The sequence below is a fragment of the Halomonas sp. A020 genome (assembly GCF_027943625.1).
In the GTDB taxonomy this organism is placed as follows: domain Bacteria; phylum Pseudomonadota; class Gammaproteobacteria; order Pseudomonadales; family Halomonadaceae; genus Vreelandella; species Vreelandella piezotolerans.
The window spans coordinates 356,578-382,927 of record NZ_AP022850.1 but is presented as its reverse complement, the minus strand read 5'-3'; the positions used below and the strand labels follow the sequence as shown (position 1 = coordinate 382,927).

The following is a 26,350-nucleotide window of genomic DNA, read 5'->3' as shown; positions in this document are numbered from 1 at the left end:
TCTCCCTTACGCTAGGCACATAGATTCCACACGGCCTTAACCGCCGTTAATGGCTCTTTCGATGTACACGGTGTGTCGCCGTTGGCTGGCTTCACCGTACTGGCTGCACCTGGGGAGATACTCATGACCACACTATCCACCACGCTCGTGAAACGTCTGGAAGATCCGCGCCTGTTTCGGCAGTACGCCTATGTGAATGGCAAATGGACCCATGGCGAGGGTGGCCGCGAAGAAGCGGTGGTTGACCCCGCGACGAATGAGGCCATTGGTCATATTCCTCTGCTAGAGGCGAACCAAATTACGGCGGCGGTGGACGCGGCGGAAGCTGCGTTCGTTCACTGGCGTGCCCTGCGCGCCGATGAGCGCTGCGAACGCCTGCTGGCGTGGTACGACCTTATTCAAGCCAACCGTGAAGACTTGGCCACTATCATGACGCTGGAGCAGGGCAAACCGCTACCGGATGCTCGTGGTGAGGTGGAGTACGGTGCCAGCTTCGTGCGTTGGTTCGCCGAAGAGGGCAAACGCACCTACGGCGAAACCATCCCAAGCCACATTCCCAATGCATCGCTCGGCACCATCAAGGAACCGGTAGGCATTGCCGCGATGATCACACCCTGGAACTTCCCGCTGGCGATGATCACCCGTAAAGCCGCCGCTGCACTGGCCGCAGGCTGCCCGGTGATCGTGAAGCCCGCCAACGAGACGCCTTTTTCGGCACTGGCGCTGGCCGAGCTTGCCGAGCGTGCGGGCATTCCGGAGGGTATCTTCAACGTGGTGTTGGGGGACCCTGCGGAAGTCTCCAAGATTTTATGCAGCGAACCGCGCATTCGTGCGCTCTCGTTCACCGGCTCCACCCGCGTGGGCCGCCTGCTCATCGAACAGAGCGCCAATACGGTAAAACGTCTTTCGCTGGAGCTGGGTGGCAACGCGCCGTTCATCGTTGGACCGGATATGGATCCGAAAGAAGCCGCCTATGCGGCGGTGGCCGCGAAGTTCCAAACGGCGGGGCAAGACTGCCTAGCGGCTAACCGGATTTTGGTGCACGAATCGATTCACGATGAGTTCGTGGCCCAGTTCACCGAGCGTATGGCGGCGCTTAGCGTGGGTAACGGCCTGCACGGCGAAGTCGACCTTGGCCCGCTCATTCATCGCCAGGCAGTGGAAAAGGCTGCTGCGATTGTGGACGATGCCATTTCGAAAGGTGCCACCCTGATCGCGGGTGACCAAAGCCAAGCGCCGGGCGATAACTTCTTCATGCCGGTGCTGCTGACGGGCGTAACGCCGCAAATGAAAGTATGGCGGGAAGAGAACTTTGCCCCCGTGGCCGGCATTACCGCTTATAGTAGCGACGACGAAGTGATCGAGATGGCCAACGACACCGAATATGGTCTGGCCGCGTATATCTATACCCATGACATTCGCCGCATCTGGAAACTGATGCGCGCGCTGGAGTACGGCATGGTGAGCGTCAACTCGGTGAAGATGACCGGCCCGCCCGTGCCTTTCGGCGGCGTCAAACAGTCCGGCCTTGGCCGTGAAGGTGGCGCGACGGGGATCGACGAGTACTTGGAAACGAAGTACTACTGCCTGGGGGCGCTGGGTTCCGTATCGGGTAGTTAAATATCGCCATTGTGCATGGCTGGATAGGGGCACACGAACACGCTGTAGACCCATCCCTGGGCGCTCGGCTTTTTCATCCCTGAAAAAGACGGTTCGCTTAGCCCCTATCCAGCCCCACTGGCCCCAGTACTATTGAATTGAAGCCTTTCTAATATGTGAAAGGCGTATCGTACAGAGAGAACGTTATGAGCTTGCATCAGGACCTGATCGAACGCGACCGCAAAGTCACCTTCCACGCCTCTACCCATTTGCGTGATTTCGCCCATGGCGATGCGCCGGGCCGCGTGATTACCGGCGGTAAAGGCATCCACATCATGGATAAAGATGGCCGTGAGTTCATCGACGGTTTTGCGGGCCTTTACTGCGTCAACATCGGTTATGGCCGCACCGAAGTGGCGGAAGCGATTTACAAGCAGGCGCTTGAGCTTTCCTACTACCACACCTACGTCGGCCACTCCAACGAGCCGCAAATCGAGCTGTCCGAGCGCGTATTGAAAATCGCGGGCCTCAACATGTCCAAGGTTTACTACGGCATGTCCGGCTCTGACGCCAACGAAACCCAGCTCAAGATCGTGCGCTACTACAACAACGTGCTGGGCCGCCCGCAGAAGAAAAAGGTCATCTCGCGTATGCGCGGCTACCACGGCTCCGGCATCGCGTCTGGCTCACTGACCGGCCTGAAGGCGTTCCACGACCACTTCGATCTGCCCATCGAAACCATCCGTCATACCGAAGCGCCGCACTACTACCTGCGTGCCGCCGAACAACACGGCATGACCGAGCTCGAATTCTCCGCCTACTGCGCGGACAAGCTCGAAGCGATGATTCTGGAAGAGGGTCCGGACACCGTGGCCGCCTTCATCGGCGAGCCGGTGCTGGGCACCGGTGGTATCGTGCCGCCGCCAGAAGGCTACTGGGAAGCGATTCAGCCGGTGCTGGACAAGTACGACGTGCTGCTGATCGCCGACGAAGTGGTGTGTGGTTTTGGCCGTACCGGCTCCGACTTCGGTAGCCACCACTACAACATGAAGCCAGACCTGATCACCATCGCCAAAGGCCTGACCAGCGCCTACCAGCCGCTGTCGGGTGTCATCGTCGGCGACAAGGTATGGAAAGTGCTGGAGCAGGGTACCGGCGAATATGGCCCCATCGGTCACGGCTGGACCTACTCTGGCCATGCCCTGGGCTGTGCCGCTGGCCTGGCGAACTTGGATATCATCGAGCGCGAAAACCTAGTGGGTAACGCGGCGGAAACCGGCGCTTACTTCCAGCAGCAGTTGAAAGCGACCTTCGAAGGCCACCCGTTGCTGGGCGACGTGCGCGGCGTAGGCCTGATGGCGGCGCTGGAGTTTTCACCGGATGCCAAGCAGCGCCTGCACTTCGACCCCACGCTGAAAGTCGGCCCACGGGTGGCGGCAGCGGCTATGGAAGAAAATCTGATTGCCCGCGCCATGCCTCAGGGCGACATTCTCGGCTTCGCGCCGCCGCTGACCATCAACCGTGGCGAAGTGGACGAGATGATCGGTCGTGCCAAGCGCGCCATCGACCGCGTGACCGATGAGCTGGTGCGTGCGGGTGACCTGAAAACCGGCCAGCAGGAAGCCGCCTTCACGATTTAACGCCTGAACGCATAACTCGACCAACGACACTGCCCGCTTGCTGCGGGCAGTGTCGTTTCACTACGTACTGAAACGACACTGCCCGCTTGCTGCGGGCAGTGTCGTTTCAGTACGTAGTGAACACTGGGATTAAAACCGGTAGTCGACGCCCAGGCGAACGTCGCGCCCGGGCTCGGCCAGCCCTACGATGCCCTCATAGCCTGGGAGGTGCTCGAAGTCTGCGTTGCTGGCATGGTCCAGATACTGCTTATCCAGCAAGTTGTTGACGGTTAGCGTGACCGCTAAGTCCTCGCTTTGGGTGGGAAGCCAGCGGACATAGGCATCGTGTACGCCATACCCCGGTTTGCTAATGGTGCCCACCGAGGTCTCCAAGGCGCTAATGCCCTCGACGAACTGGCCACGCCAGCCCACCTGCCAGGCGCGATTGACTTGGTAGTCGACGTTTGCCGTCCAGGTATTGCCGATGGTGTTACCAATACCGTTGTACTCATAAACGGTCAGCGGCTGGCCATTCAGCTCGATATCATTGTGATGGAAGCTCAGCCCGGCGGACAGTGATGCCCACTGGTAATTCGCGCTGAGCACATAACCGTTGGATTCAAGATCGCCGACGTTCTGATACAGGGTAGGGCGGCCCAGGGGGTCGGCAATGACGTCATCGATGGTCGAACGGTACAGCTCCGCACTGAGTTGCCAAGGGCCCTGCTCGAAGCGCGCGGCGATTTCACTATTACGGGCCTGTTCGCCGCGAAGGTCCGGGGCGTTGGCGGCGCCTTCGAGCTTGAACGCATCGTGGGCTTTCGGGCCGCGGAATGCGCGTGCATGGGCAGCGCTCAACGTGACGTGATCGGAGACCATCCACTCGGCGTCGATATTGGGGCTTATGTCGTCCTCGCGGTAAGAGAGGCCGCTATTATCGGTGAGGCGATAACGGTCGTACCGGGCGCCGATTCCCAGTCGAACGTCATCGGTGAGCTGCAGGTCGTTTTGTACGAATATCCCGGCGATATCACCGCTTTCGCGTTCCTGTGTGGGGTTTTCCTCGTAACCTGCGGTGACCTCGTCATCACGATAGTCAATGCCGTAAACGATACGGTGGCTGCCCACACGGCTCGTATTGGCAAGGGTCAGCCCGGTGGACTCGGATTCGCCGAAATAACGTCCCCAGCGGTCCGCGACGTTTTGTTCCACATCGGCCGTGGTGTGGTACAGCGTGGCTTCCAGGTCGAGCCATGATTGCCCCTGCGGGCGCAGTTGGTAATTCAGCGTACTGGTTTGGCGCTCAGCATCCAGCGAGTACAGGCGATTGAAGCCGCTAACGACCCATTGAGGCCGCTGGGCCCGTTCGCCTTCGTCCTGACGAATCTCATGGCTGAGCGTAAAACGCTGTGTGCCGAAGTCCCCTAGCAGTTTCACTTGGCCCAACTGCTGATTGGCCTCGGTGCCGGCCTGTTCGCTGCCGTTGCCGTCTTCATAGCGTTGCTGGTCGCGTTCGACGAGAGTGCCCATGGCGCTCCACTGGTCGTTGACGCGACCAAACAGGGTGGTGCTCACGCGATAACTTTCTGGGTTGGTGCCCGCTCCCGCCGACAATAGCCCGCCCAAGCGCTCTCCATCACGCAGTAGATCATCGGGGTCTTTAGTGACGAAGCGCACGCTGCCGCCTAGGGCACCGGGGCCATCAGTGGCACGACCGGCCCCCGTGGTGACTTCGACGCGCTTGAGCAGGGCAGGATCTACACCAATACGGCCCGTATGGTGAAACAGGCTGCCGCTTTGTGCCGCGCCGTCGATGGTGACGTTCAACAGCGGGTCTTCGATGCCTCGCACGTAGAGCTTCTGTGCGATGCCGAGCGAGCCGCCCACACTGATTTGTGGGTCTTGATCGAATAGATCGCCAAGATCGTCGGCTTGGTAGCGCTCCAGCGTCTCGGCCTCTACCACGCTGTCGCCATGGAGAGGCGCTTCCCCGACGACGTGAAGGGTATCCAGCGACGCTGGCGATTGAGCAAACGCGGTGCTGCTCATCAGAGTAGCGATGGTTAGCGTAAGAGGATGACGAAGAAAGCGAGCGGTTGGCTGCATGGTAACGAGTAGGCTCCCATATTTTTCTATTTGATTATTATTCTCGTTTGAGTGTGCGCGGCTGGCTAGCGTTTTTACAACTGTTACAACTGATCGTGTGCGGGTAGGTCGATGCCTTGCTGGGCTGCATCTCTCGGCAGTGTGATGAGGTGTTCCAAACCACCCTCGGGGTGGTTACGTGTGACGATGTTGCCGCGCACGGCATGGATATGACGCAGTGCCAATGCAAGTCCTAGCCCCGTGCCTTCTGGGCGGCATCGGCGTGCATCAGCTGTGCGATAGAAGGGGGTAAACAAGTGCGGTAACTGCGAGGCCTCGACGCCTGGACCGTTATCGCGCAGGGTTAGCCGATAGCCGCGCGGCTGGGGGGTCAGAGACAGTGTCACTGTGGGCGGCGGTGACGTAGCCAACGAATAGTGGCAGGCGTTGCGTAACAGATTCTCCAGCGCCTGTCCCAATGCGCGCTGGCTAGAGTGGTACAGCAGAGCGCTCTCCGGCAGCGACACGCTCCAGCAGTGATCGGGGTACTCGAAACGCGCGTCGTCCAACAAAGCGTCCAGTAGGTCGACCAGATCAAAGGTGTCGGTACCCAAAACCGGTGTCTCGTGGCTCAGCCAAGCAAGCGTCAGGGCATCATTGACTAACTGGCGCATCTGCTGACTTTCCTGCTCCAGGCGAGCGACGGACGAAGGCGAGCTAGCGCCTGCTTTCATATGCTCGATCGCCAAGCCAAGGCGTGTCAGCGGCGCGCGAATTTCATGGGAGAGATCGGCCAAAAGCTGCCGCTGGGCAGCGATGGTCGCTTGGGTTTTGCTGGCCATGCCGTCGAATCGGAGCATGAGCTCGCCTAACTCGTCGTCACGGGGCATCGTGCTCGGTGGCGGATGAGGCTGACCGTCACTGATGGCCTGCGTGGCATCGCGCAGGTAGCGCAGCGGCCCGCTAATGTGTCGATACAGCAGCCAGCCAATGGCTAACAGCGTCAGAAGCGGGATAACACCATTGACGAGCCAAATGACGCTTCTCAAGTGGCTACCCGGGCGCATGCGCTGGGGCAGGGTAATTAAAAAGTGACGGTGGCCGCCTTCGAAGGTGATGTCCATGATGGGATTGTCGGGAAAATAGAGATGAATCGGCCACTCGATCAGCCGGCCCAACCGATAACCCTCTTGAAACTGTTCGGAGAGCGTGCCGCCAGCCACTGGCGTTACGCTCGAGGTAACCACCGCTGCCCAGGTGTTCTCCTGGGCTTGCAGTGCGTCTAGCCAGTCGGCGAGTGCGGCGTCGTCGCCCGCGCGGTAAAGGGCTTCGGCAGTCTCGCCCCAGCTTGCCAAGGTGTGTTGGTGATGCGGGGCAATCACGCTCATTTGGCGCTCTGCCCATTTCTCGAGCAGTGACGTCGAGACCACTAACGCAATGCCGCCGGTCGCCACGATGCCGCACAGCTTCCATAGCAATCGCTGTCTCATTGCAAGCAGTACCCTTTGCCGTGCTGAGTTTGCAGCCTTAGCGCGTCGAAACCGGCACCGCTGAGCTTACGACGAACGCGGCTGACGTGCATATCCAGGCTACGGTCATAGGGGCTGTACTCCCGCTGAAACAGGCGATGATAGAGATACGTCTTGCTCAGCGTTTTGCCTCGGTGATGGGCCAACAGCCACAGTAAACGAAACTGTAGCGGGGTAAGCTCGACGGCTTGCCCTGCCACTTTGAGCTCTGTGCGAGAGGCGTCAAGGGAGAGGTCATCCACCTGCAAGCACTGCGCTTGGGCAGCGGGTGGTGGGGCCGAGCGACGCAGCAATGCGTCGATACGCAGCGCCAATTCGAGCGGGTGGAAGGGCTTGGCCAAATAGTCATCCGCGCCGTGCTGTAGCCCTTTGATGCGCTCTTCTTCGGCCCCGCACGCGCTCAGCATTAAAACGGGCAGGGAGAACCTGTCACGCAGCACTGCGAGTAGCTCCAAGCCGCTCATGCCCGGCAGTCGGACGTCCAGTAGCAGCAGATGGATATCGTTTTCCTGTACACATCGAAAACCGCTGTCGGCATCCAGGCAGTGAGTAACGCGGTAGTTACGCTGGCTGAGCAGCGTGATCAACTGCTCACCAAGGATAGGGTCATCGTCGATCAATAAGAGGTGGTGAGGAGCAGGCATCATGAACCATAAAGAGCATTGTTCTAGCGAATGATAATAATGATTGTTTGCATTAATGTTGGCAAGTAATGAAACGAACACCGCAAGGCGAGGTCTCTTTTCACGGCCAAGTGAGATGTCATGCTAATGGAGGTTTTCGGCCAGCCCGCTACGCTTAACGTCATAAAGCCATCAATGTTTGGAAAGGAGCCTGTCATGCAACCGGTACTCGCTTTTGACGTATACGGCACGCTGATTGATACCCAAGGCGTGACGATCGAGCTGGAACGTCGCCTGCAAGATGCGCAGCAGGCGGCAGAGTTCGCCAAGCGCTGGCGGGAAAAACAGCTAGAGTACAGCTTTCGCCATGGGCTGATGGGCGCCTATGTGCCCTTTGCCGAGTGTACCCGCGAGGCACTGGTATTTACCGACCGCGCGCTGCAAACCGGCCTGTCGGATAACGATCGTGACCACTTGATGGCGGTTTATGCTGAGCTGCCCGCTTTTCCCGATGTGGTGCCTGCGCTGGATCGACTGCGCGATGCCGGTATTCGCTGTGTGGCGTTTTCGAACGGTACCGAAGACGCCGTCAATCAGCTGTTGACGCGCGCCGGGGTGAAAAGTCACATGGACGCCGTGGTGAGTGTCGACGCCATTAAGCGCTTCAAGCCCGACCCCGCCGTTTACGCCTATCTTCGCACACGGTTAGAGACGCGGCCGGAAAACACATGGCTCATCTCCAGTAACCCGTTCGATGTGATTGGTGCCACCCATGCGGGCTTGCGCAGTGCCTGGGTACGTCGCCATTCGGATGCACCGTTCGATCCTTGGGGGATCGAACCCGATATGACGGTGCCCGAGTTGGAGACGTTGGCAGAACGCATGATGCGATAGGTTGGTATCCATCGCTATCGACCCCATAATGGGGGCAGCTTTCGTTATCACGGGTAAGACGACATGTCGAAAAAAATCTACTGCATCGCAAGCTTCAAACCCAAAGCCGGTAAAGAGGAAGCCGTCTTCAAAGCGCTGCAGAGCCTGGAGCCTAATACGCATCGCGAAGATGCCTGCCTGCACTACACGGTGACCCGCCAAATCGATAACCCGTTTGCCCAGGGCACTAGCTATCCCATCGTGTTTCACGAGATTTGGGCCAGTCGTGAAGAGTTCGAGGCGCACTGCCAGCGCAAAGAAATTCAAGAGTTCTTCGCCCAGCACGTTGAGTCGCCCGATGGCGATATCGAAGACGCCAACGTGTGCGTCTACACCGATGAGCCGTGGAATTTTGATGCGCCCAAGGTGTCATGAGGGCACAACGTGTAGAATAGGCGACCAAAACCGAACGATGATGGAGCCCATATGACCGAGAAAAAGATGAACGTCGAAAGCTTTAACCTGGATCACACCAAGGTAAAAGCCCCCTACGTACGTTTGGCCGATATCAAAGAGGGCCAGAACGGCGACCGTATCCATAAATACGATCTACGTATCTGCCAGCCTAACAAAGAGCACATGGAGATGCCTGCGCTGCACTCCCTGGAGCATTTGATGGCGGAAATGTCGCGCAATCACACGGATAAAGTGGTCGATATCAGCCCGATGGGCTGCCAGACCGGCTTTTACATCGCGCTGATCAACCACGATGATTACGACGATGTGCTGTCGATCATCGAGCAGACCCTCAACGACGTACTTACCGCCACCGAGGTGCCCGCTTGCAACGAAATGCAGTGCGGCTGGGCCGCCAGCCACAGCTTGGAAGGCGCCCAGGCGCTTGCCAAAGGTCTGCTGGCCAAGCGCAGTGAATGGACCGAGGTCTTTGCTTAAAACCCTGGCGTTAATCTAAAACGCCAAACGCCCCCTTAATTGGGGGCGTTTTGGTGTGGGGGCAGCGTCTTTGGTGCGTAGGCCAAGAGCCTCTTTAACACCCGATAGTGCGCATTACCCGCTTTTAACAAGGCTTCATTTTCGGTTGCTCTGCCTAGTCGCGTTGTGCATCTAGTTAACTAGCAAAGTCACTTGTTGCCTTACGGACCCAAACTTGTTTTCACATAAACGCCATCAAGCGTGGGGCGTCGATTAGCAGGGTACTGCCGTTACCTTAACAAAACTGCGACAGTTGTCGTAAAACGCGTGGCAGGGCGCCCGGCGCAAACGAGACCGCCCATGGTATATTAGGCCGCTAATGAGTCAGACAGGCAGTGGGGTAGATACATGGGTGTTGGAAGACCGATGCAGCATGAGCCAGAAGCGGCATTGAGCGCTGCTATGCAATCATTTTGGCGTTCGGGCTACCATCATACATCGTTGCGCGATTTGCTGAGTGCCATGAACATTTCCCGCAGTAGCCTCTATCATGCTTATGGCAGTAAAGAAGCGCTTTTTACCGAAGCGCTGACACGTTACCGGGATCAGCTTTTGGGAGAGCTAGCGACATTGCTCGCGCAACAAGAGAGCGCTTGGCACTTTATCGACTGTTTACTGACACGCACTGCCGAGCAGGCAGAGAGCGAGCAAGCGGCGTTGGGCTGCTTGATATTCAACTCGGCCACTGAGTTGGGTAACGGTGACAGCGCAGAGGCCCAGGCGGCCAAGCAGAGTGTTCAGGCCATCACCGATTTCTTCGTTACGGTGATTGAACAAGCACAGCAAGAAGGCGCTATCTCTCCGGGACATGATGCAGGCAGCTTGGCGTACTTCTTGACGCTCTCTATGTCAGGGCTGCGGTTACTACTCAAAAGTGGTGTCAATCAACAGCAAGCGAAAGCGCAGGTCGAACATGTATTACGCACGCTGGCGAGTCGCTAAGGTGCACGTACTTGTGCATGTGCAGTACGCCTATCAGCGCAGCTAAATGTTTGATGAAGCATATAATAAAAAGTGTCCGCTTGGTTCTTTTGCTATTTTATTGCTCTTTAGGTTTTAGCCTAATTGCACACTGGTCGTATCACTCCTTGTGTTTCATTAATGTTAAAAATTATCAACTTTTTGAAGTAAGCATCTGAAAGTAATGGTGCTTAGAAAACGAGGCGTTTTACCAATTGACAGTGCTACCCTGGCGCGAGATAAAGTATAGCTAGTCTATGATGTGGGCAACTGGGTCGATGCCACCAGGGTATAACGTAATGCTCAACAAGCGCTGGCAACACATTCGTCACTATAAGTTGTCTCTTGACGTCGACACCGACGCACTGGATAAGCTCATTGCTTCCGTCGCAGACTTTTTCGAATTTCCCATTGCGCTGGTTTCCGTTCTGGGTCAGAAACAGTGGTTTATCGCCAAATCAGGGTTAGACGTAGATGTTACGTCGTTGGAGGATGCATTCTGCCGCCACGTGGTAGCTTTACGGGCTCCATTGGTGATCGAGGATGCCAGCCAACATCCTGATTTTTGCGATAATCCACTGGTGCTAGCAGCGCCGCACATACGCTTTTATGCGGGCGTGCCCCTCACGGCAGGCGGTCGCGAGGTAGGGGCCGTTTGCTTGATCGATAACCGGCCCAATACGCTGTCTGAGAAAGACCTACGTTTTTTGGAGTCGCTGAGTTACTTCATTAGCGATTACATCTATCTTATCGATAAGCAAAGATCAGGCATCAGTAATAGTGATTTCGCCATGATGATCGAGTCTGCTGACGTGGGCGTTTGGGACTGGGAGATAGCCAACGATCACAGTGTATTCAATCAGCGTTGGTGTGAGATGCTGGGCCTGGAGTGCGATGAGGTGGAGAGTCGCTCCAGCTTCTGGAAACGTTTGATTCATTCGGAGGACTTCACGTCGGTCAATAACGCTATCCGGCGGCTCTTGGCGCAGGAGGACGGCGTATTGAACGTCGAGTATCGCATGTGTCATGCCGAGGGCCATTGGCTGTGGGTCAACTCCTATGGCCGGGTGGTGGCCAATGACAGCGCAGGGAGGCCGCTGCGTTTAACCTGCATCACGCGGGATATTTCGGAGAAAAAGAGCGCCGAGCTTCGGGAGCGAAAGCAGGTGCAGCTACTCAACTTCATGAACCGCGCCCAGAGCGTTTTTCTTCGCGAAAAAGACATTCGCCACTCCTGTGAACTGATCTTCGATGAGCTGTTATATCTCGCAGAGAGCCAGTTTGGACTGATCGGCCAGGTGCAAGTGCGAAGCGACGGGGAGAAATCCCTGTTTATCCACGCCCTATCGAACATTAGCTGGAGCGAGGAGACCAATGAACAGTACCGGGCTTACCAGCGGGGCGAACTGTTTTTCAATAATCTGGACAATTTGTTTGGCCACGTAGTGACCAGTGGTCATGTCGTGATTGCCAATCGCCCTCGTCAGCATCATGCATCTCGCGGTACGCCTGCCGGGCATCCACCGCTACAGAGGTTTTTAGGGTTACCTATCAAAATTGCCGATGACACTGTCGGTATGATAGGGCTCGCCAATAAACAAGACGACTACACTGACGAGGACGCCCTCTTTTTTCAGCCACTTTTAGATACGTTAGGCGCCCTCTTTTATGCCTTGGAAGTGGAAAAGTCCCGCCATCATGCAGAACAGCAGCTACGTTATCTCGCTGAAACCGATATGTTGACGACATTGCCAAATCGGCGCGCTTTTGTGGAGCGCGCAATGGCCTTTTATTTACAAGCGAGGTTTACCTTTACTGTTGCTGTCATCGATATTGATTATTTCAAGTCGATCAACGATCAATACGGACATCATGTAGGCGATGAGGTACTCAAGGAGGTGGCCAATCGTCTCAGCAACTCGCTACGTACGGATGACTTGGTCGCACGTATGGGCGGCGAGGAGTTTGGCGTCTGCTTGTGCGACACTCATGACGCCCCAACGCTAGAGACACTTCGGCGAGGGATCGCTGAAAAGCCTGTTTTGACCAGTGAAGGGGCGGTGCATGTCACAGTGAGCATTGGCGCTTGCCAAGTGAGCCCCTGCGGGAGTGATGAACATTGGGAAGAGGATTTACGCCATGCCGATATGGCGCTGTATCGTGCCAAAAAAGAGGGACGCAATCGGGTGAGATGGCACATGCCGAGCATATCGACACATTTTACATAGGTGGGCTAGCAGTGCAGCAATGAATTGCCTAAGCTCTAATGATTGACAGCCTAATGTTGAGTCTCTATAAGGCTATTTCACCCACTACCAAGAGCTTCCATGTTCCTTCTCATCACGATTGCTACCCTTTCAATCGCGTTTTCCTTTCTGTGTTCCATCCTTGAGGCAGCGCTGCTGTCGATTACGCCGAGCTATATTGCCAAGCAAAAAGAAGACAATCCAAAGCTACATACCGCGCTGACCAAGTTAAAAACCAATATCGATAGGCCCCTGGCGGCGATTCTGACGCTCAATACGATTGCGCATACCGTCGGTGCCACGGCTGTCGGTGCCCAGGCGGCGGTGGTGTTCGGCGAGTCTTCCATTGCGATCGTGTCTGCGGTCATGACCATGTTGATTCTGATCCTTTCAGAGATCATCCCCAAAACGATTGGTGCGACCTACTGGCGTGCTTTGGCCCCTGTATTGCCAAAACTCCTCAATCCAATGATCGTAGGGTTACTACCGTTCATTTGGATGTCAGAGCAGATTACTCGCCGTCTAGGTAAATCTGAACATGACGTGGATTTGCGTGACGAAATCAAAGTATTGGCGCGGGTGGGGCTCGAAGAGGAGGTGTTGGATGCTGACGAATCACGCACCATCATCAACATGCTCAACCTGCACGATATTACGGTGAACAAGGCTATGACGCCACGCACCGTGTGTGAGACCGTGCCACCCAACATGACCGTCAGCGAGTTCGACGAGCAGTACGGAAAGGCGCCATTCACACGCTTTCCGGTGATGGATAACGGCGAGCAGGCGTTTGGCTATGTGCATAAATCGGATATGTACCACGCCGATGACACCAAGACGATGCGTGAATTGATGCATCCCATCGGCAGCGTCGACGTCTCCAATAATGTGGAGCAGGTCTTCACCTCCATGTTGAAAGATCACCTTCATATGCGCGTGGTCTACGATGAGCACGGTACCTTCGTGGGTCTGATCACCCTGGAGGACATTATCGAAACCATCCTGGGTCAAGATATCGTCGATGAGACCGATAGCGTGGCGAACTTGCGCCACTATGCAAAACAGCGCTGGGTCAAGCGGATCAAACGCGAAGAGAAAGAGGTAAAACCGGCCGAGTGAGCGCTGCCATCATTTCATTGCTTTAGCACTAAACGTTCTATAGTGAAGGCGTTGAAAGTCATATAAGGTATGAGGACCACTTCATTTCAACGAGGAGCAACGATGTCATTACGTATCAATGCAGTCGTGCCTGATTTCGAAGCAGAGACGAGCCACGGGCCGATCCGTTTTCACGATTGGATCGGCGACAACTGGGCGATTCTGTTCTCACATCCGAAAGATTTCACGCCGGTGTGCACTACGGAGTTCGGCGCCGTCGCAACGCTAAGTGCCGAGTGGGAAAAGCGTGGTACCAAGGTCATCGGTGTGTCCGTCGATGGCGTCGAAGATCACAAGCGCTGGGCGGGCGACATCGAAACCGTGAGCGGCAGTAGCGTCGGCTTCCCGATCATTGCCGACGAAGGTCTCGAGGTCTCCAAGCTGTTCGATATGCTGCCGGAAGATGCCTACCTGCCTGATGGCCGCACGCCCGCCGATAGCGCCACGGTGCGTTCGGTCTTCATCATCGGCCCGGACAAGCAGCTCAAGCTTTCCATGACCTACCCGATGACCGTTGGCCGTAACTTTGCGGAGATTTTGCGGGCGTTGGATGCGTTGCAAACCACCGCGAAGCATGGCATCGCCACCCCGGCGGATTGGACGGTCGGACAGGATGTCATCATTCCACCCAGTGTCTCCGACGAGGATGCCAAGCAGAAGTTTGGTGAGTTTGATGCCGTGCTGCCTTACCTGCGCAAGACCAAGCTGCGTTAAGCACGCCGATAGCACGTGTTAAAAGCCCCGTCAGCGCAAGCTGGCGGGGCTTTCGTGTTCATAGGGCGTCACCGTCATGCAGGTTCGAGCGTCAGGTGTTCGATGGAGTGAGAAACGCTTTGTGCCCCCTGAAGAATGTCGTTCACGATCGCCTCGATCTGCTGCACGCTGGTCTGGCTGGTTTGCCCCTGCTCCACGACCTGTTGCATCGCCTCAGTGGTGCGCAGCACTAGAGCGCTATTCTCTTTGAGCACTCGGGTGATCTCGTTGACGGCGTCGCTTGAGCCTCGGGCGAGCTGACGCACCTCGTTAGCCACGACCGCAAAGCCACGCCCTTGTTCACCCGCACGGGCGGCTTCCACGGCAGCATTGAGGGAAAGCAAGTTAGTTTGGCTGGCAATTTGAGCAATCGTGTTGGCCGTTTTGTTGATTTGCTCTGCCTGTTTGTTTAGGTCGCTAATCAGGCGCTGCGCGTCTCCCAGCGTGTGGCTGGCATGCTGAAAGTGAGAGAGGACGTTTCGCAGATGCTCGAGTCCCTCTTGCGCAATGCGCTGGGTCTGATGAGACGACACGCGGGCGCTTCCCACGGTCGCGCGAGCGGCTTCGGATGCTTCCATGGCACGGGTAATGTCCGTGGCGAATTTCACCACCTTCACCACCTTGCCATCACCGTCCACGATGGGGTTGTACGTGGCTTCCAGCCATACCACGCGGCCCTTTGCATTCAAGCGCATGAACTTGCCTTGCTTGAACTCACCCTTGGCGAGCTGCTTCCAGAAGTCTGGGCGCTGCTGGTAGAACTCCTTCGTACAAAACATACGGTGATGCTTGCCACGAATGTCACCTAGCGAATAGCCCATGGCCTGCTCGAAGTTACGGTTAGCATCCAAGATGTAACCGTCTGGGGTAAATTCGATGACTGCCATGGAGCTATCCAGCGCCTGTAAAATCGCGCGTTCACGGGCGGCGCGCTGGTGTTTGTCGGTGACGTCAGTGGCCACTTTGAACACCTGTACGACATTGCCTCGACGATTTTTAATAGGGACATAAGTGGCCTCTAGCCACACTTCCTCACCGTGGGCATTGATGCGCCGGAAACGACCTTGCTGACGCTCTCCTGCGGCGAGTGCTTCCCAAAAGGTGGCATAGGCTGCGCTCTGAGTATCTTCTGGATAGCAGAAAAGACGGTGATGCTGACCTTTGATCTCTGCCAGAGAGTATCCCACCGTTTCCAGAAACTGCGGGCTGGCATCTTGAATGATGCCTGCGGGAGTGAAGTAAATGCAGGCCGTATGTTGCGCCAGGGCGTCGCGCAAGTTATCAGAGGGGAAGGGGCTAAACATGGGGCAGACTCTCAATCACGTTATTATAAATGCGCTAAGAGTAGACCAGTTTCTTATAGAAAACACTGTTTTGTATCAGTGTGACACAAAATGTCACATGGGTAGCGTTAAGTATCTTTTTTAACATATGTTGACTAGTATGGACAGGTAGGTGGGGTAGCATCGGCGGAGAACCCCAAGTGGGTGAACCAAGCTATTGCGCTGCCGCCAGCGTTATCGCCGTCGCTCATTAAAGCGATGCCGTGAATCTCATCGGGCGCGCTGCCGAACAGGGCGCGATAGTCGGCGCGCACGTCGCGTACTTCCGCCTGCCACTGGCCTACGTTGTGTTCGCCGCTTTGCAGTGCCAGAAGCTGAGCGCGGTCAGTAAACGCATTGGGCCAATGAGCTCCCTGCGGCTGCTCAGACGCCCAAACGTAATTCACGGATTCCACTTGCCAGGGCAATAGGCCTGTTTTTCGGGCAACGTATACTCTTGCGGGGTAGTCGTCGCCCGCTTTGGTCGTTTCGTCAAGCCCCGGGTAGGTAGTGCTAACTCGCCAGCACCAGTGCAGATACGGTGTGGCGTTTAGGTCGATGGTTCGCTCAAGATAGCGAGCGGAGGCTTGCCCCAAGGCGTCTGCTTGAAGCACGCGCTGGCCGGATTTTTCCACCACGCGGTAGCGCGTTTCCCCAGCGAAGCTGCGCGTTGGCCATGTCATGATTCGCTCTGGTGTAAAGCGTACTTCTTGCGCCGAGGCGTGATGAGTGATGTTAACGCTGATTAAGAACGTCATGATGAGACATGGCCAAGACGTGCCGCACATACCGTTTTGATGCTTTCTTTTCGTTGTCATAGTGGTCATCTCTCTAACTGCGCGCAGGGTGTCGCTTTCATGCACGTTAACCTACGATTGACCCCTGCTCGCGAACCCAGCTGTACTTCGAGTGCTCTCGAAGACATCGCCATGTGAGGTTACACTGATTCGCCAATGGGTGACCCAGACGCCCGTTTCCTTACAGACGTCGTCAGCGGTTATCTCACCTTTTTATATGACATATCGAGTCAATGATTTCTCATGGAAAATACGCTGGTACTAGGAGTCGTAGGGAGTTTGGTGGCGGGGTCATTGACCGCAGTGGGGGCTCTGCCAGTACTGCTGGGAACCACGCCGAGTCGAGGGTTTCGAGATTTAGCGCTGGGTTTTGCCGCGGGTGTGATGCTGGCGGCCTCGTTTTTTTCACTGATCATTCCCGCACTCGACGCCGCTGAGATTTACTATGCTGGCGGGCCGGTGCCTGCGGCTCTCGTCTGCACTGCCATTTTGCTAGGTATGGGTGCCCTTGCCTTACTCAACGAGGGGTTGCCCCACGAGCACTTTCAACAGGGGCGGGAAGGGCCCGAAGCCGCATCGCTGCGCCGCGTTTGGCTATTCGTGTTTGCCATTGCGATTCACAATCTGCCGGAAGGGTTAGCGGTCGGCGTTGGTTTTGGTGCCAATGGCCTAGAAGGAGGTATGCCGCTAGCGATAGGTATTGGCTTACAGAACATGCCGGAAGGGCTGGCGGTGGCCGTCGCGCTGATGGGCGAGGGTTACTCCAAGTGGCGCTCCTGGTCGATCGCCGCGTTGACCGGGCTCATCGAACCGATTGGGGGGCTCTTTGGTGCTAGCGTCGTCACCGTCTCCCAAGTACTGCTGCCTTGGGGGTTGGCGTTTGCGGCAGGGGCCATGCTCTATGTGATCAGCCATGAAATCATTCCCGAAACCCACCGCTGCGGCCATCAGAAGAAAGCGACGTTTGGCCTGGCGATGGGCTTGGTGATCATGCTGTTTCTCGATGTGTGGCTGGGCTAGGCTCAGCGTTGCAAGTGTTCTACGAGCGCCTGGGCAAAAGTATCGGTAGTGCCGGTGCCGCCCATATCGGGTGTCACCATGTCGCGGCGGTTTTCGAGCACGGCGCGAATCCCCTGACGAATGGCATCCCCCTTGGCGGTCATGCCGAGATGGTCGAGCATCTGGGCGGCGGCGAGCAGTAGGGCACAGGGGTTGGCAATTTTCTTGCCTGCAATGTCGGGGGCTGAGCCGTGTACCGCTTCGAAAATCGCTGCTTTCTCACCGATGTTCGCCCCTGGGGCGAGGCCCAAACCTCCTACGAGACCGGCGCAGAGGTCGGATAGAATATCGCCGAATAGGTTGGTGGTGACCACCACATCGAACTGATGAGGGTTCATGACCAGCTGCATACAGGCGTTATCCACGATCATCTCTTGGAATTCGATCTCGGGATACTCGCTGGCGATGTCGCGGGCTACGTCCAAAAACAGGCCGGAGCTGGTTTTGATGATGTTGGCTTTGTGAACGGCAGTGACTTTCTTGCGACCGTTTTGCTTGGCGAGTTCAAAGGCGTAACGCACGATGCGCTCGGAGCCTTGGCGGGTCACTTTGATCACTGAAATGCCGGTGTTGCCGTCGTCAATCATCTCCTGGCCATCGGAGAGGTAGGCCCCTTCGGTGTTTTCCCGCACGGTGATCATGTCGATATCGTCGTAACGGGAGCGCGTGCCCGGAAAGCTGATGGCGGGACGCACGTTGGCATAGAGATCGAAGTGGCGGCGTAGCTGTACGTTGATCGATGAAAATCCCTTCCCAATCGGCGTGGTGAGCGGGCCTTTCAGAGCGATACCGTGCTTTTCGATGGCATCCAGCGAGGATTGCGGGATGAGCGTGCCGTGTTTGTCTAGCGCGACCAAGCCCGCGTCGATGAATTCGTAGGTCAACCCGCACTCGAGTGCGTCGAGCACTTGCAGGGTGGCGTCCATGATCTCAGGGCCGATGCCATCACCTTTGATCACTGCGACTGTCTGGCTCATGTGCGGGTCCTCTCGTTCGATAGCGTGGGAAAGAGTCAAGATGTCGAGAAGGCGACGGTAATATCGCCATGCAAGTGCCATGGTAAGCCAAGCTTAGGGGGCAGGTCATCGTCTAAACGTCTAGGGAGGCGGGTGTCAATCGGCCTGTTTGCTGGTAGAATGCCGCGCTCACGGCGACCAGCACGTCTGGCCTCTCGCCTGAATAACGATGATAGAACAGCAAGGTGTAACCGTAATGAACAATGCATGGGCATTCATTGCTCTGCCGACTTCAGGGCTGATGACTCCACCCTAGGTTTTTCCCTCCTTATCAGCGCCATGATGCTTGTCGCGTCATCCCGGCGCTATGGCACTCCGATGCCGCTATTTGGCTACCGACGCGTGTGCGTCTTCGTTCGGTAGCATTCATTCGACAAGCTATGACTAATGTGTGCTCATTTGCTGCCTCTGTGCGGCTATGGCACGCACTATCTTTAAACCTCAAACCATGGACTCCCTGAATGGCACCTTTCAGCAAGCATGAGTGGTTTTCTAACATCAAGGGCGACACGCTGTCCGGTATTGTCGTCGCGCTGGCGCTCATTCCTGAAGCGATCGCCTTTTCGATCATTGCTGGCGTGGACCCGAAAGTAGGGCTCTATGCTTCGTTCTGTATTGCGGTGGTGATCGCCTTTACCGGTGGCCGCCCAGGTATGATTTCTGCCGCGACAGGGGCGATGGCGCTGCTGATGGTGACGCTAGTGAAAGAGCACGGGCTAGAGTACCTGCTGGCCGCCACGCTGCTGACCGGCGTGCTGCAAATCATCGCGGGTTACCTGCGGCTGGCGGAACTCATGCGGTTCGTATCTCGCTCGGTGGTCACCGGGTTCGTGAATGCGCTGGCGATTCTGATTTTCATGGCGCAACTGCCGGAGCTGACCAACGTGACGTGGCACGTGTATGCCATGACGCTGGTAGGCCTGGGCATTATCTATCTGTTCCCCTATCTGCCGATGATCGGAAAATCGGTGCCTTCGCCGCTGGTATGCATCGTGGTACTGACGGTGGTGTACATGGTGAGCGGTATGGATATTCGCACCGTGGGGGATATGGGCGAGCTGCCGGATACGCTGCCGGTTTTCCTGTGGCCAAACGTGCCGTTGAACCTTGAAACGCTGATGATCATTTTCCCCTATGCTGTGATGTTGGCCGTGGTGGGTCTGCTTGAGTCGATGATGACGGCCACCATTGTAGATGACCTTACCGATACGCCTAGTGATAAAAATCGCGAGTGTAAAGGCCAAGGCATCGCCAACATTGGGGCGGGTTTTATGGGCGGCATGGCCGGTTGTGCGATGATCGGCCAGTCAGTGATCAACATCAAGTCGGGCGGCCGGACGCGCCTATCGACACTGATCGCGGGCGTGGTGCTTCTGCTGATGGTGGTATTCCTAGCAGACTGGGTGTCGCAAATTCCCATGGCAGCGCTGGTGGCGGTGATGATCATGGTCTCGATTGGCACCTTTAGCTGGGAGTCCATTCGCGATCTGAAGAAGCACCCGTTGAGCACCAATATCGTCATGCTGGCAACGGTGGCCGTCACGGTCGGTACCCACAATCTGGCGATCGGGGTTTTCGTGGGCGTACTGCTGGCGGCGCTGTTTTTTGCCAACAAAGTCGGCAACATCATGTACGTTGGTTCGAAAGAGGTAGAGGCCGGCAAACAGCGCGAGTATCAGGTGGTGGGGCAGGTGTTTTTTGCCTCATCCGAGCGTTTTATGGCTGCGTTCGACTTCAAAGAGAGCATCGACAAAGTCACCATTGATTTATCGAAAGCGCACTTTTGGGATGTGACCGCCGTTCAGGCACTGGACCGCGTGGTGATCAAGTTCCGTCGCGAAGGCACCGAGGTAGACCTAGTGGGCTTGAGCGAAGCAAGCGCCACTGTCGTGGATCGCTACGCCGTTCATAACGACCCGGAAGCGGTCGATAAACTGATGGGCGGCCATTAATCCTCACGGGCATCCTGTCATCGCCGACGCTTACTTGCCGTGAGCGTCGGCTTTTTTTGTGTCTTTGCTGGGAATTAGACGCTTCGGTACCCAGCGAAGGTATGCCACCATACCCAGTAACTCGACCAGCGATTGGCACACGATGATGACCACCGCGGCTTGCCAGCCATTGGGTAGGGTGAGAGCGATGGGCAGCATGACGAAGGAATTACGGGTGCCGAAGCTAAACACCAGTGTGCGTGTGCTGGTGGGCGGCAGTTGAAAGAGGTGGCCAAGCGCTTTGCCGAGCAGCGCCGCGACGATCAAGAAGCCTATGAAGATCAACACTGCGTGCCCGAGTAGCTGACGCAGGGTCAACACCTGTGTGACCTGAGTCGCCGCAATGATCAGCAACACGCAGGCTAAAAGCGGTACCGGCATCCATCCCAGTGCTCGGGTAGCCCGTTCGATAGTGGCGGATCTCTGCGCTGCGCGCTCCGTGAGCCAGGCGAGCAGCAGGGGCAGCACTATCAAGCTCAAAAAGGCGCTCAGTAACGTAGGGGAGAGTGTTAATTGCAACCATTCGCTGCCTAGCAATAGCCATAGATAGGCAGGTAGTGCCACCATCTGCACGAGCAATAAAAGGGGTGTCGCGGCAATGGCGCGGGCTGCGTCGCCTTGGCCTAAGTGCGTAAAGGTAATAAACCAGTCGGTGCAAGGCATCAGCAGCACCAATAAAACGCCTGCCAGCACGGGCAGCGGCAAGGGAATCCACACCACCAACACCCCCAGCAGTGCAGGAATCACGACAAAATTACCTATCAACAGCGCCGCTATGAAGCGCGTATCTTGAAGACCCTGCTTTATTTGCAGCAGCGGGATTTGGGTGAACGTGGCGAAGAGCAGTAAACCGAGCAGCGGCCATAGTGCCTGCTCAAACGCTGCCATTGGTTCTGGAGCCAATAGGCCAAGGCAAAGTCCGAGCGCGATAAACGCCAGATAAATCCATGACTGCTGCTGTTCGAGCTGTTCACGTATCAAGAGCTTAGGCCACTGGTTGGTTTAAAAAGGCCAAGCGCTCGCCCATCCAGGCGGCGGCTACGCACAGCGGTAAGCTGCCTATACCGTAGAGCAGCGCCAGCCCTAGGCTGCCCTGCTGGGCCAAGTGCAGCGTTTCCAGGCTAAACAGTGAGAAGGTAGTGAATCCCCCGCAGAAACCTGCCATTAGCAGCGGTTGCTGTTGTGCCAGCGCGCTTTGGGGCAGGCGGGTCGTCGTCGCGGCGAGCCAGCCGATGAGGCAAGAACCCAACACGTTGACCAGCAATGTCCCCCAAGGGAAGTGGCCACCCAGCACGGCCATCGACGCCAGCGAAACGCCATAGCGCAGCACGCTGCCCAGAGCGCTGCCAAGGCCAACGGCAAGATAGGCGTTAAGATTCATCGAGGGCTCCTCTGCTCTTCAAGCCTGGGCCAGCCACCAGCCCAGCGCTGCCGTGGCGACGCCCAACAGTAGCGTGGCGACCATGTTGAGGGCGGCGCGCAACGCCTGGCCGCGCTGCCACAGCTCGAGGGTCTGTAAGCTAAACGACGATACCGTGGTATAGCCGCCGAGCAGACCCGCTAGCGCAAATAGCCAAAACGGCTGTGTGTTGGGCACGCCGTAAACGCCTAGCAGCCAGCCTGCCAGCAGCGCTCCGCTAGCGTTGACGACGAGTGTTCCCCAGGGGAAGGCGTTGCCCAGTAAGCGGGCCATGGTATTGGAGATCGCAAAGCGTCCCAATCCTCCCAGTGCACCGCCCAGTGCGACGAGTAATAGACTCGTGATGCCGTGCCCCATGCTACGCCTCGCGCTGTCGTGGTGAAATCGCTAGGCGGCTAAGTGTAGCATTGCGACGGGAGGGACGCAGAAGTCGGCCATTACTCAAAAAAGCCGGTGCTACGGTGTTGCCGATCCACCTCTTCGTGTACAAAAGAGTCAGAATGACGATCACTGTTCATGCACCCGTGTAAGGAGACACCCCCATGTCTGACTACGTGTTAGCCGCCATCGATGGTTCCCACTACTCAGAAAGTGTCTGTGACTATGCGGTGTGGGCCGCCACGGCGCTCTCGGCTCCGCTGCGTTTTCTGCACACCGTCGATAACCATGCCCAAGTCGCCGAGCCCGATCTGACCGGCCATCTTGGCCTAGGCACCCGCGAGCACCTCTTGGAACAGCTTTCGGACATCGAAGAGCAGAGGGGAAAGCTCGCCCGCGAGCAGGGGCGTTTGATGCTGGATGCTGCCAAAGCGCGCAGCGAGGCAGCCGGTTTTGCAGACACTCCCTGCATGCAGCGTAACGGCACATTGGTGGATACCTTGGCGGAGCATGAAAAGGAGATCCGCCTGTTGGTGCTCGGCAAACGAGGAGAAACGGCGCACCAAGCCAGCGGCCATCTAGGGTCTAACCTCGAGCGCGTCGTTCGCGAGCTGCATCGGCCCATATTGATGGTGCCGAAGGCATTCGCCCCACCCAAGCGCATTCTGATGGCCTTCGATGGCAGCAAAACCGCCCGCAAAGGGGTAGAAATGCTGGCAAAAAGCCCGCTATTCGAGGGCGCTGAGTGTCACGTGGTGATCGTGGGGGCCGAAACCGCCGAGAATCGCTCGCAGCTCGAGTGGGCCACCGAGACGCTTCGGTCGGCAGGACACCATACCGAAGGTGCCATTCGAGCGGGAGACGTCGAAGAAGCGCTGCGTGCCTATAAAGAGGAAAAGGGGATCGACCTGCTCGTGATGGGCGCGTACGGTCACTCGCGCATTCGTCATCTGCTGGTGGGTAGCACTACCACGGCGATGTTGCGTAATGCCCACTTACCGGTGTTGATTTTACGCTGATGTAAAGCGATGGTCGCCCGGCCGCCGCGCGTTTGGCAGCGGCCGGGGTACCGATCAGGCGGTGCTACTAGCCACTTCCCGCTGCTCGGCGCGAGCGGGCTGAGTCGCATTAATCCCCGACAGCACGGCTTTGAGCGATGCGCTCACCGTATCGCTATCCTCCGCCACGGCACACACCCGCTGACCATCGATGTTGAGCTGCACGAAGGCAATGGCGTTGGCTTCGCTGTCGCCGCCCAGTGAGTGTTCGCTGTAATCGAGAATGGCGACGTGGCTACCAGTATGGCGTCTCCAGGCATCGGTGAACGACGACATGGCGCCATTGCCGGTCCCTGATAAGCGCAGCGTGTCGGCACCCTGCCACAGCGTGATGTCGATCCCTTCCTGCTGCCCCTTCGAGAGTCGATAGTCGGCGAGGGACAGCGGCGCACCATGGGAGAAATGGTCGAACATCACCTGTCGAATCATTTCGCTGGAGAGCTCGCTATTACGGCGTTCGCTCTCTTGTTGTACGTAGGGGGCCAGCGCGAGCATCATCCAACGAGGCAGGCTGATGCCGTAGTCGCGCTCCAACAGAAAGGCCATGCCGCCTTTGCCCGACTGGCTGTTAACCCGAATGACGGCCTGATAGTCCCGCCCGATATCGTGCGGGTCGATGGGCAAATAGGCCACTTGCCACGGTTCGTCGGGTTTTTGGTGCTTGAGCGATTTACGAATCGCATCCTGGTGACTGCCAGAAAAGGCGGTATACACCATCTCACCTACCCAGGGGTGACGGGGATGCATGGCAATCCCTGTACACTCGTGCACCACCTGAATGATCTCGTCGGGGTTGGAAAGATCCAGCTTGGGATCGATACCCTGGCTGTAGAGGTTCATGGCCAGCGTAACGATATCCATGTTGCCGGTGCGTTCACCGTTTCCCAGTAAGGTGCCTTCGACACGGTCGGCCCCCGCCAGTAGTGCAAGCTCTGCCGACGCCACGGCACCGCCCCGGTCGTTATGGGTATGCACCGAAATGATCACGCTATCGCGGCGACTGATGTGCTGGCAGAAGTACTCGATCTGATCGGCGTGATGGTGGGGGCCTGCCACTTCCACGGTGGTGGGCAGGTTGAGAATGCACTTGTTGTCTGGGGTGGGCTGCCAGACATCCATCACCGCTTCGCAGATGGCCAGGGAGAAATCGATTTCGGTGCTGGAGAAGCTCTCCGGTGAGTACTGGAAGCGCCAATCGACGTCGGGATATTGGGCCGCATAGGTCTTGACCCACGTTGCGCCTTGCACGGCGATATCGGTGATACCGTCGCGATCCATCTCGAACACCCGCTCCCGTTGGATCGTGGACGTGGAGTTATACAGGTGGATGATGGCGCGCTTGACGCCCACCAATGACGCAAACGTTTTTTCGATCAGGTGTTCGCGGCACTGCACGAGCACGGCGATGGTCACGTCGTCAGGAATTTGATCCTCTTCGATCAGCCAGCGCACGAAATCGTAATCCGGCTGGCTGGCGGAGGGAAAGCCGACCATCACTTCTTTGATACCGACCTTGATGATCTGATGCCAGAAGCGCTGTTTCTGCTCTACCGTCATCGGCTCGAGCAGGGCCTGGTTGCCATCGCGTAGGTCTTCACTCACCCAGATGGGCGCTTGAGTCAGCTCCCGGTCGGGCCACTGACGGTCGAACGCGGGCACCCGGGGAGCAGGACGATATTTGCGATGATCAAAAGCAGGCATGGTGAATTTCCTGAGAACGGTGAGTTGTTTGGGGCGGCCGCTGGTGGCGCAAGCCGCTGTGGCGTGCTCTTCCGGGTCAGGGAGAGCCTAGGGAGGACGCCTGGGTAAGGCGTCAATCGAGGACTGCTTTTGGCAGTCAACATAGTCTACGACACATGGCGCGAAAGGTTATTGCGAAAATATGGCGTTAGCGCAAAAAAATGGCAGAATATATCGAATTAAATTCTTATTTTGGTAGGAGATATCGCTGTGGCCAACGCGCCTTTGACCCTCGACCGTTTTGATCGCCGCATCCTCGACGTGTTGCAACAGGAGGGGCGTATCAGCAATCAGGAACTGGCCGAACGCATTGGACTGTCCCCTTCGCCGTGCTTACGGCGCGTGCGAGCCCTGGAAGAGCACGGCTTGATCATCCAGTATCGAGCGGTGGTCGATGCGCGGCCGCTCGGCTTTCAACTCATGGCGCTGCTGCATATCTCGATGGATCAGCACACCCCCGAGCGCTTCGATAACTTCGAGCGTCATATCCGTAACATTCCCAACGTGGTGGAGTGTTTGATCATTACCGGGCAAGCCGCCGATTTTCAGCTCAAAATCCTGGTGAGAGACATGGACGATTATCAACACTTGCTGCTCCATGTGATCAACCGCATCGAAGGCGTCACCGGCGCCCATACGAGTTTCGTGTTGCGCCGGGTGTTCGAGCATCGCCCCGTGCCTACCTCATACTCGCTGGCTAACGAAGCGTAGGCAGCGGCGGCATAGCGGTTTACACTGCTTTTTTTCTTCTAGCCAGGAGTTCGATCTATGCATATTCAGCGCCATGATACAAAAGCCCGCATGAGCCGTGCCGTCATACATCAGGGGGTGGCCTATTTATGCGGTCAGGTAGCAGGCCCCGAGGCTCGCCACGGCGATATCAAAGCACAAACCGAGAGCATGCTGGCGCGCGTCGATGCGCTTTTAAAAGAGATCGGCTCTAGCCGAGAACAACTGCTAAGCGCCACGATTTACTTGAAAGCTGGCAGTGATTTCGCCGCCATGAACGAGGTATGGGATGCCTGGGTACCGAAAGGCCATGCACCGGCACGCACCTGCGTATGCGCGCCGATGCCTGCCGATGAGCTGAAAGTCGAGATTACCGTGACGACGGCCGTGGGTGCGTAACTG

The 26,350-nt window shown here is 57.0% G+C and carries 24 protein-coding genes; 14 read left to right on the top strand and 10 right to left on the bottom strand.

Going from position 1 to position 26,350, the window contains the following annotated elements; genetic code table 11:
- The first annotated feature begins 123 nt into the window (after positions 1-123).
- The gene (locus FRH_RS01740) at positions 124-1,620 is read left to right on the top strand and encodes an NAD-dependent succinate-semialdehyde dehydrogenase (RefSeq protein ID WP_281997655.1); all 1,497 of its coding nucleotides are present in this window, start codon (positions 124-126) and stop codon (positions 1,618-1,620) included.
- Positions 1,621-1,805: 185 nt separating this feature from the next.
- Positions 1,806-3,239, top strand: a complete 1,434-nt coding sequence (locus FRH_RS01735) for an aspartate aminotransferase family protein (protein ID WP_281997654.1) — start codon at positions 1,806-1,808, stop codon at positions 3,237-3,239.
- Positions 3,240-3,368: 129 nt separating this feature from the next.
- On the opposite strand, the gene FRH_RS01730 is transcribed toward FRH_RS01735, so the two are convergent.
- From FRH_RS01730 to FRH_RS01720, 3 genes are all read right to left on the bottom strand, one after another.
- A complete protein-coding gene (locus tag FRH_RS01730; RefSeq protein ID WP_281997653.1) occupies positions 3,369-5,324 on the bottom strand; it encodes a TonB-dependent receptor in 1,956 nt (651 codons plus the stop codon).
- A gap of 83 nt (positions 5,325-5,407) precedes the next feature.
- Positions 5,408-6,793 (bottom strand): sensor histidine kinase, encoded by a 1,386-nt coding sequence (locus tag FRH_RS01725; protein ID WP_281997652.1) that lies wholly within the window; start codon positions 6,791-6,793, stop codon positions 5,408-5,410.
- Positions 6,790-7,479, bottom strand: coding sequence for a response regulator transcription factor (locus FRH_RS01720; protein WP_139526469.1), 690 nt, complete (start codon positions 7,477-7,479; stop codon positions 6,790-6,792). The genes FRH_RS01725 and FRH_RS01720 overlap by 4 nt, the downstream gene beginning before the upstream one ends.
- Positions 7,480-7,671: 192 nt before the next feature.
- On the opposite strand from FRH_RS01720, the gene FRH_RS01715 reads away from it, so the two are divergent.
- The 7 genes from FRH_RS01715 to FRH_RS01685 all read left to right on the top strand — a co-directional run bounded on the left by FRH_RS01715 (position 7,672) and on the right by FRH_RS01685 (position 14,399).
- Positions 7,672-8,349: a haloacid dehalogenase type II gene (locus FRH_RS01715; RefSeq protein WP_281997651.1), complete on the top strand. Its 678-nt coding sequence runs from the start codon at positions 7,672-7,674 to the stop codon at positions 8,347-8,349.
- 63 nt (positions 8,350-8,412) lie between these two features.
- Positions 8,413-8,763 (top strand): antibiotic biosynthesis monooxygenase, encoded by a 351-nt coding sequence (locus FRH_RS01710; RefSeq protein ID WP_139526471.1) that lies wholly within the window; start codon positions 8,413-8,415, stop codon positions 8,761-8,763.
- A 51-nt stretch (positions 8,764-8,814) separates the two neighbouring features.
- Positions 8,815-9,282, top strand: coding sequence for an S-ribosylhomocysteine lyase (locus FRH_RS01705; RefSeq protein ID WP_239295969.1), 468 nt, complete (start codon positions 8,815-8,817; stop codon positions 9,280-9,282).
- Positions 9,283-9,723: 441 nt separating this feature from the next.
- Positions 9,724-10,263, top strand: coding sequence for a TetR/AcrR family transcriptional regulator (locus FRH_RS01700; protein WP_176558225.1), 540 nt, complete (start codon positions 9,724-9,726; stop codon positions 10,261-10,263).
- A gap of 317 nt (positions 10,264-10,580) precedes the next feature.
- Positions 10,581-12,509, top strand: coding sequence for a diguanylate cyclase (locus tag FRH_RS01695; RefSeq protein WP_281997650.1), 1,929 nt, complete (start codon positions 10,581-10,583; stop codon positions 12,507-12,509).
- Between the two features lie 99 nt (positions 12,510-12,608).
- The gene (locus tag FRH_RS01690) at positions 12,609-13,646 is read left to right on the top strand and encodes a CNNM domain-containing protein (protein ID WP_281997649.1); all 1,038 of its coding nucleotides are present in this window, start codon (positions 12,609-12,611) and stop codon (positions 13,644-13,646) included.
- A 102-nt stretch (positions 13,647-13,748) separates the two neighbouring features.
- Positions 13,749-14,399 carry a peroxiredoxin gene (locus FRH_RS01685; protein ID WP_281997648.1) on the top strand — a complete coding sequence of 217 codons (651 nt, stop codon included), beginning with the start codon at positions 13,749-13,751 and terminating at the stop codon, positions 14,397-14,399.
- Positions 14,400-14,473: 74 nt separating this feature from the next.
- Here FRH_RS01685 and FRH_RS01680 read toward each other — a convergent pair whose 3' ends face one another.
- Together FRH_RS01680 and FRH_RS01675 are read right to left on the bottom strand one after the other, a co-directional pair.
- Positions 14,474-15,742 (bottom strand): PAS domain-containing methyl-accepting chemotaxis protein, encoded by a 1,269-nt coding sequence (locus FRH_RS01680; RefSeq protein WP_281997647.1) that lies wholly within the window; start codon positions 15,740-15,742, stop codon positions 14,474-14,476.
- 134 nt (positions 15,743-15,876) lie between these two features.
- Positions 15,877-16,518 (bottom strand): DUF3047 domain-containing protein, encoded by a 642-nt coding sequence (locus FRH_RS01675; RefSeq protein WP_281997646.1) that lies wholly within the window; start codon positions 16,516-16,518, stop codon positions 15,877-15,879.
- Between the two features lie 282 nt (positions 16,519-16,800).
- Here FRH_RS01675 and FRH_RS01670 point away from each other — a divergent pair, with 282 nt between their 5' ends.
- A complete protein-coding gene (locus FRH_RS01670) occupies positions 16,801-17,577 on the top strand; it encodes a ZIP family metal transporter (RefSeq protein WP_139526478.1) in 777 nt (258 codons plus the stop codon).
- Between the two features lie 2 nt (positions 17,578-17,579).
- Here the strand turns inward: FRH_RS01670 and FRH_RS01665 are convergent, their stop codons facing one another.
- Positions 17,580-18,593, bottom strand: a complete 1,014-nt coding sequence (locus tag FRH_RS01665; RefSeq protein ID WP_139526479.1) for an isocitrate dehydrogenase — start codon at positions 18,591-18,593, stop codon at positions 17,580-17,582.
- 500 nt (positions 18,594-19,093) lie between these two features.
- Here FRH_RS01665 and FRH_RS01660 point away from each other — a divergent pair, with 500 nt between their 5' ends.
- Entirely contained in the window at positions 19,094-20,584 is a 1,491-nt protein-coding gene (locus FRH_RS01660) for a SulP family inorganic anion transporter (protein ID WP_139526480.1), read from the top strand.
- Between the two features lie 30 nt (positions 20,585-20,614).
- Here the strand turns inward: FRH_RS01660 and FRH_RS01655 are convergent, their stop codons facing one another.
- The 3 genes from FRH_RS01655 to crcB (FRH_RS01645) are packed head-to-tail and all read right to left on the bottom strand — an operon-like array spanning position 20,615 to position 22,400.
- On the bottom strand, positions 20,615-21,601 hold the full coding sequence (locus FRH_RS01655) for an arsenic resistance protein (protein WP_153842717.1): 987 nt from the start codon (positions 21,599-21,601) through the stop codon (positions 20,615-20,617).
- Between the two features lie 7 nt (positions 21,602-21,608).
- A complete protein-coding gene (gene crcB, locus FRH_RS01650) occupies positions 21,609-22,004 on the bottom strand; it encodes a fluoride efflux transporter CrcB (RefSeq protein WP_281997645.1) in 396 nt (131 codons plus the stop codon).
- A gap of 18 nt (positions 22,005-22,022) precedes the next feature.
- Positions 22,023-22,400 carry a fluoride efflux transporter CrcB gene (crcB, locus tag FRH_RS01645; protein WP_219861607.1) on the bottom strand — a complete coding sequence of 126 codons (378 nt, stop codon included), beginning with the start codon at positions 22,398-22,400 and terminating at the stop codon, positions 22,023-22,025.
- Positions 22,401-22,585: 185 nt separating this feature from the next.
- On the opposite strand from crcB (FRH_RS01645), the gene FRH_RS01640 reads away from it, so the two are divergent.
- On the top strand, positions 22,586-23,440 hold the full coding sequence (locus FRH_RS01640) for a universal stress protein (protein WP_139526483.1): 855 nt from the start codon (positions 22,586-22,588) through the stop codon (positions 23,438-23,440).
- A 54-nt stretch (positions 23,441-23,494) separates the two neighbouring features.
- Here FRH_RS01640 and FRH_RS01635 read toward each other — a convergent pair whose 3' ends face one another.
- Positions 23,495-25,180: a 2-isopropylmalate synthase gene (locus FRH_RS01635; protein WP_139526484.1), complete on the bottom strand. Its 1,686-nt coding sequence runs from the start codon at positions 25,178-25,180 to the stop codon at positions 23,495-23,497.
- Positions 25,181-25,429: 249 nt separating this feature from the next.
- Between FRH_RS01635 and FRH_RS01630 the strand changes: the two genes are divergently transcribed.
- Together FRH_RS01630 and FRH_RS01625 are read left to right on the top strand one after the other, a co-directional pair.
- Positions 25,430-25,930, top strand: a complete 501-nt coding sequence (locus FRH_RS01630) for an Lrp/AsnC family transcriptional regulator (protein ID WP_139526485.1) — start codon at positions 25,430-25,432, stop codon at positions 25,928-25,930.
- A 57-nt stretch (positions 25,931-25,987) separates the two neighbouring features.
- Positions 25,988-26,347 carry a RidA family protein gene (locus tag FRH_RS01625; protein WP_281997644.1) on the top strand — a complete coding sequence of 120 codons (360 nt, stop codon included), beginning with the start codon at positions 25,988-25,990 and terminating at the stop codon, positions 26,345-26,347.
- The last annotated feature ends 3 nt before the right edge of the window (positions 26,348-26,350 follow it).

Excerpts from the sequence above, each read along its gene's own strand:
- FRH_RS01705 (WP_239295969.1), top strand. The coding sequence starts at position 8,815 with ATGACCGAGAAAAAGATGAACGTCGAAAGCTTTAACCTGGATCACACC.
- FRH_RS01640 (WP_139526483.1), top strand. The coding sequence starts at position 22,586 with ATGTCTGACTACGTGTTAGCCGCCATCGATGGTTCCCACTACTCAGAA.
- FRH_RS01680 (WP_281997647.1), bottom strand. The coding sequence starts at position 15,742 with ATGTTTAGCCCCTTCCCCTCTGATAACTTGCGCGACGCCCTGGCGCAA.
- FRH_RS01635 (WP_139526484.1), bottom strand. The coding sequence starts at position 25,180 with ATGCCTGCTTTTGATCATCGCAAATATCGTCCTGCTCCCCGGGTGCCC.
- FRH_RS01690 (WP_281997649.1), top strand. The coding sequence starts at position 12,609 with ATGTTCCTTCTCATCACGATTGCTACCCTTTCAATCGCGTTTTCCTTT.
- crcB (WP_219861607.1), bottom strand. The coding sequence starts at position 22,400 with ATGGGGCACGGCATCACGAGTCTATTACTCGTCGCACTGGGCGGTGCA.
- FRH_RS01735 (WP_281997654.1), top strand. The coding sequence starts at position 1,806 with ATGAGCTTGCATCAGGACCTGATCGAACGCGACCGCAAAGTCACCTTC.
- FRH_RS01720 (WP_139526469.1), bottom strand. The coding sequence starts at position 7,479 with ATGATGCCTGCTCCTCACCACCTCTTATTGATCGACGATGACCCTATC.
- FRH_RS01685 (WP_281997648.1), top strand. The coding sequence starts at position 13,749 with ATGTCATTACGTATCAATGCAGTCGTGCCTGATTTCGAAGCAGAGACG.
- FRH_RS01625 (WP_281997644.1), top strand. The coding sequence starts at position 25,988 with ATGCATATTCAGCGCCATGATACAAAAGCCCGCATGAGCCGTGCCGTC.
- FRH_RS01665 (WP_139526479.1), bottom strand. The coding sequence starts at position 18,593 with ATGAGCCAGACAGTCGCAGTGATCAAAGGTGATGGCATCGGCCCTGAG.
- FRH_RS01740 (WP_281997655.1), top strand. The coding sequence starts at position 124 with ATGACCACACTATCCACCACGCTCGTGAAACGTCTGGAAGATCCGCGC.
- FRH_RS01675 (WP_281997646.1), bottom strand. The coding sequence starts at position 16,518 with ATGACGTTCTTAATCAGCGTTAACATCACTCATCACGCCTCGGCGCAA.
- FRH_RS01730 (WP_281997653.1), bottom strand. The coding sequence starts at position 5,324 with ATGCAGCCAACCGCTCGCTTTCTTCGTCATCCTCTTACGCTAACCATC.
- FRH_RS01725 (WP_281997652.1), bottom strand. The coding sequence starts at position 6,793 with ATGAGACAGCGATTGCTATGGAAGCTGTGCGGCATCGTGGCGACCGGC.
- FRH_RS01715 (WP_281997651.1), top strand. The coding sequence starts at position 7,672 with ATGCAACCGGTACTCGCTTTTGACGTATACGGCACGCTGATTGATACC.
- FRH_RS01695 (WP_281997650.1), top strand. The coding sequence starts at position 10,581 with ATGCTCAACAAGCGCTGGCAACACATTCGTCACTATAAGTTGTCTCTT.
- FRH_RS01670 (WP_139526478.1), top strand. The coding sequence starts at position 16,801 with ATGGAAAATACGCTGGTACTAGGAGTCGTAGGGAGTTTGGTGGCGGGG.
- FRH_RS01700 (WP_176558225.1), top strand. The coding sequence starts at position 9,724 with ATGCAATCATTTTGGCGTTCGGGCTACCATCATACATCGTTGCGCGAT.
- crcB (WP_281997645.1), bottom strand. The coding sequence starts at position 22,004 with ATGAATCTTAACGCCTATCTTGCCGTTGGCCTTGGCAGCGCTCTGGGC.
- FRH_RS01710 (WP_139526471.1), top strand. The coding sequence starts at position 8,413 with ATGTCGAAAAAAATCTACTGCATCGCAAGCTTCAAACCCAAAGCCGGT.
- FRH_RS01660 (WP_139526480.1), top strand. The coding sequence starts at position 19,094 with ATGGCACCTTTCAGCAAGCATGAGTGGTTTTCTAACATCAAGGGCGAC.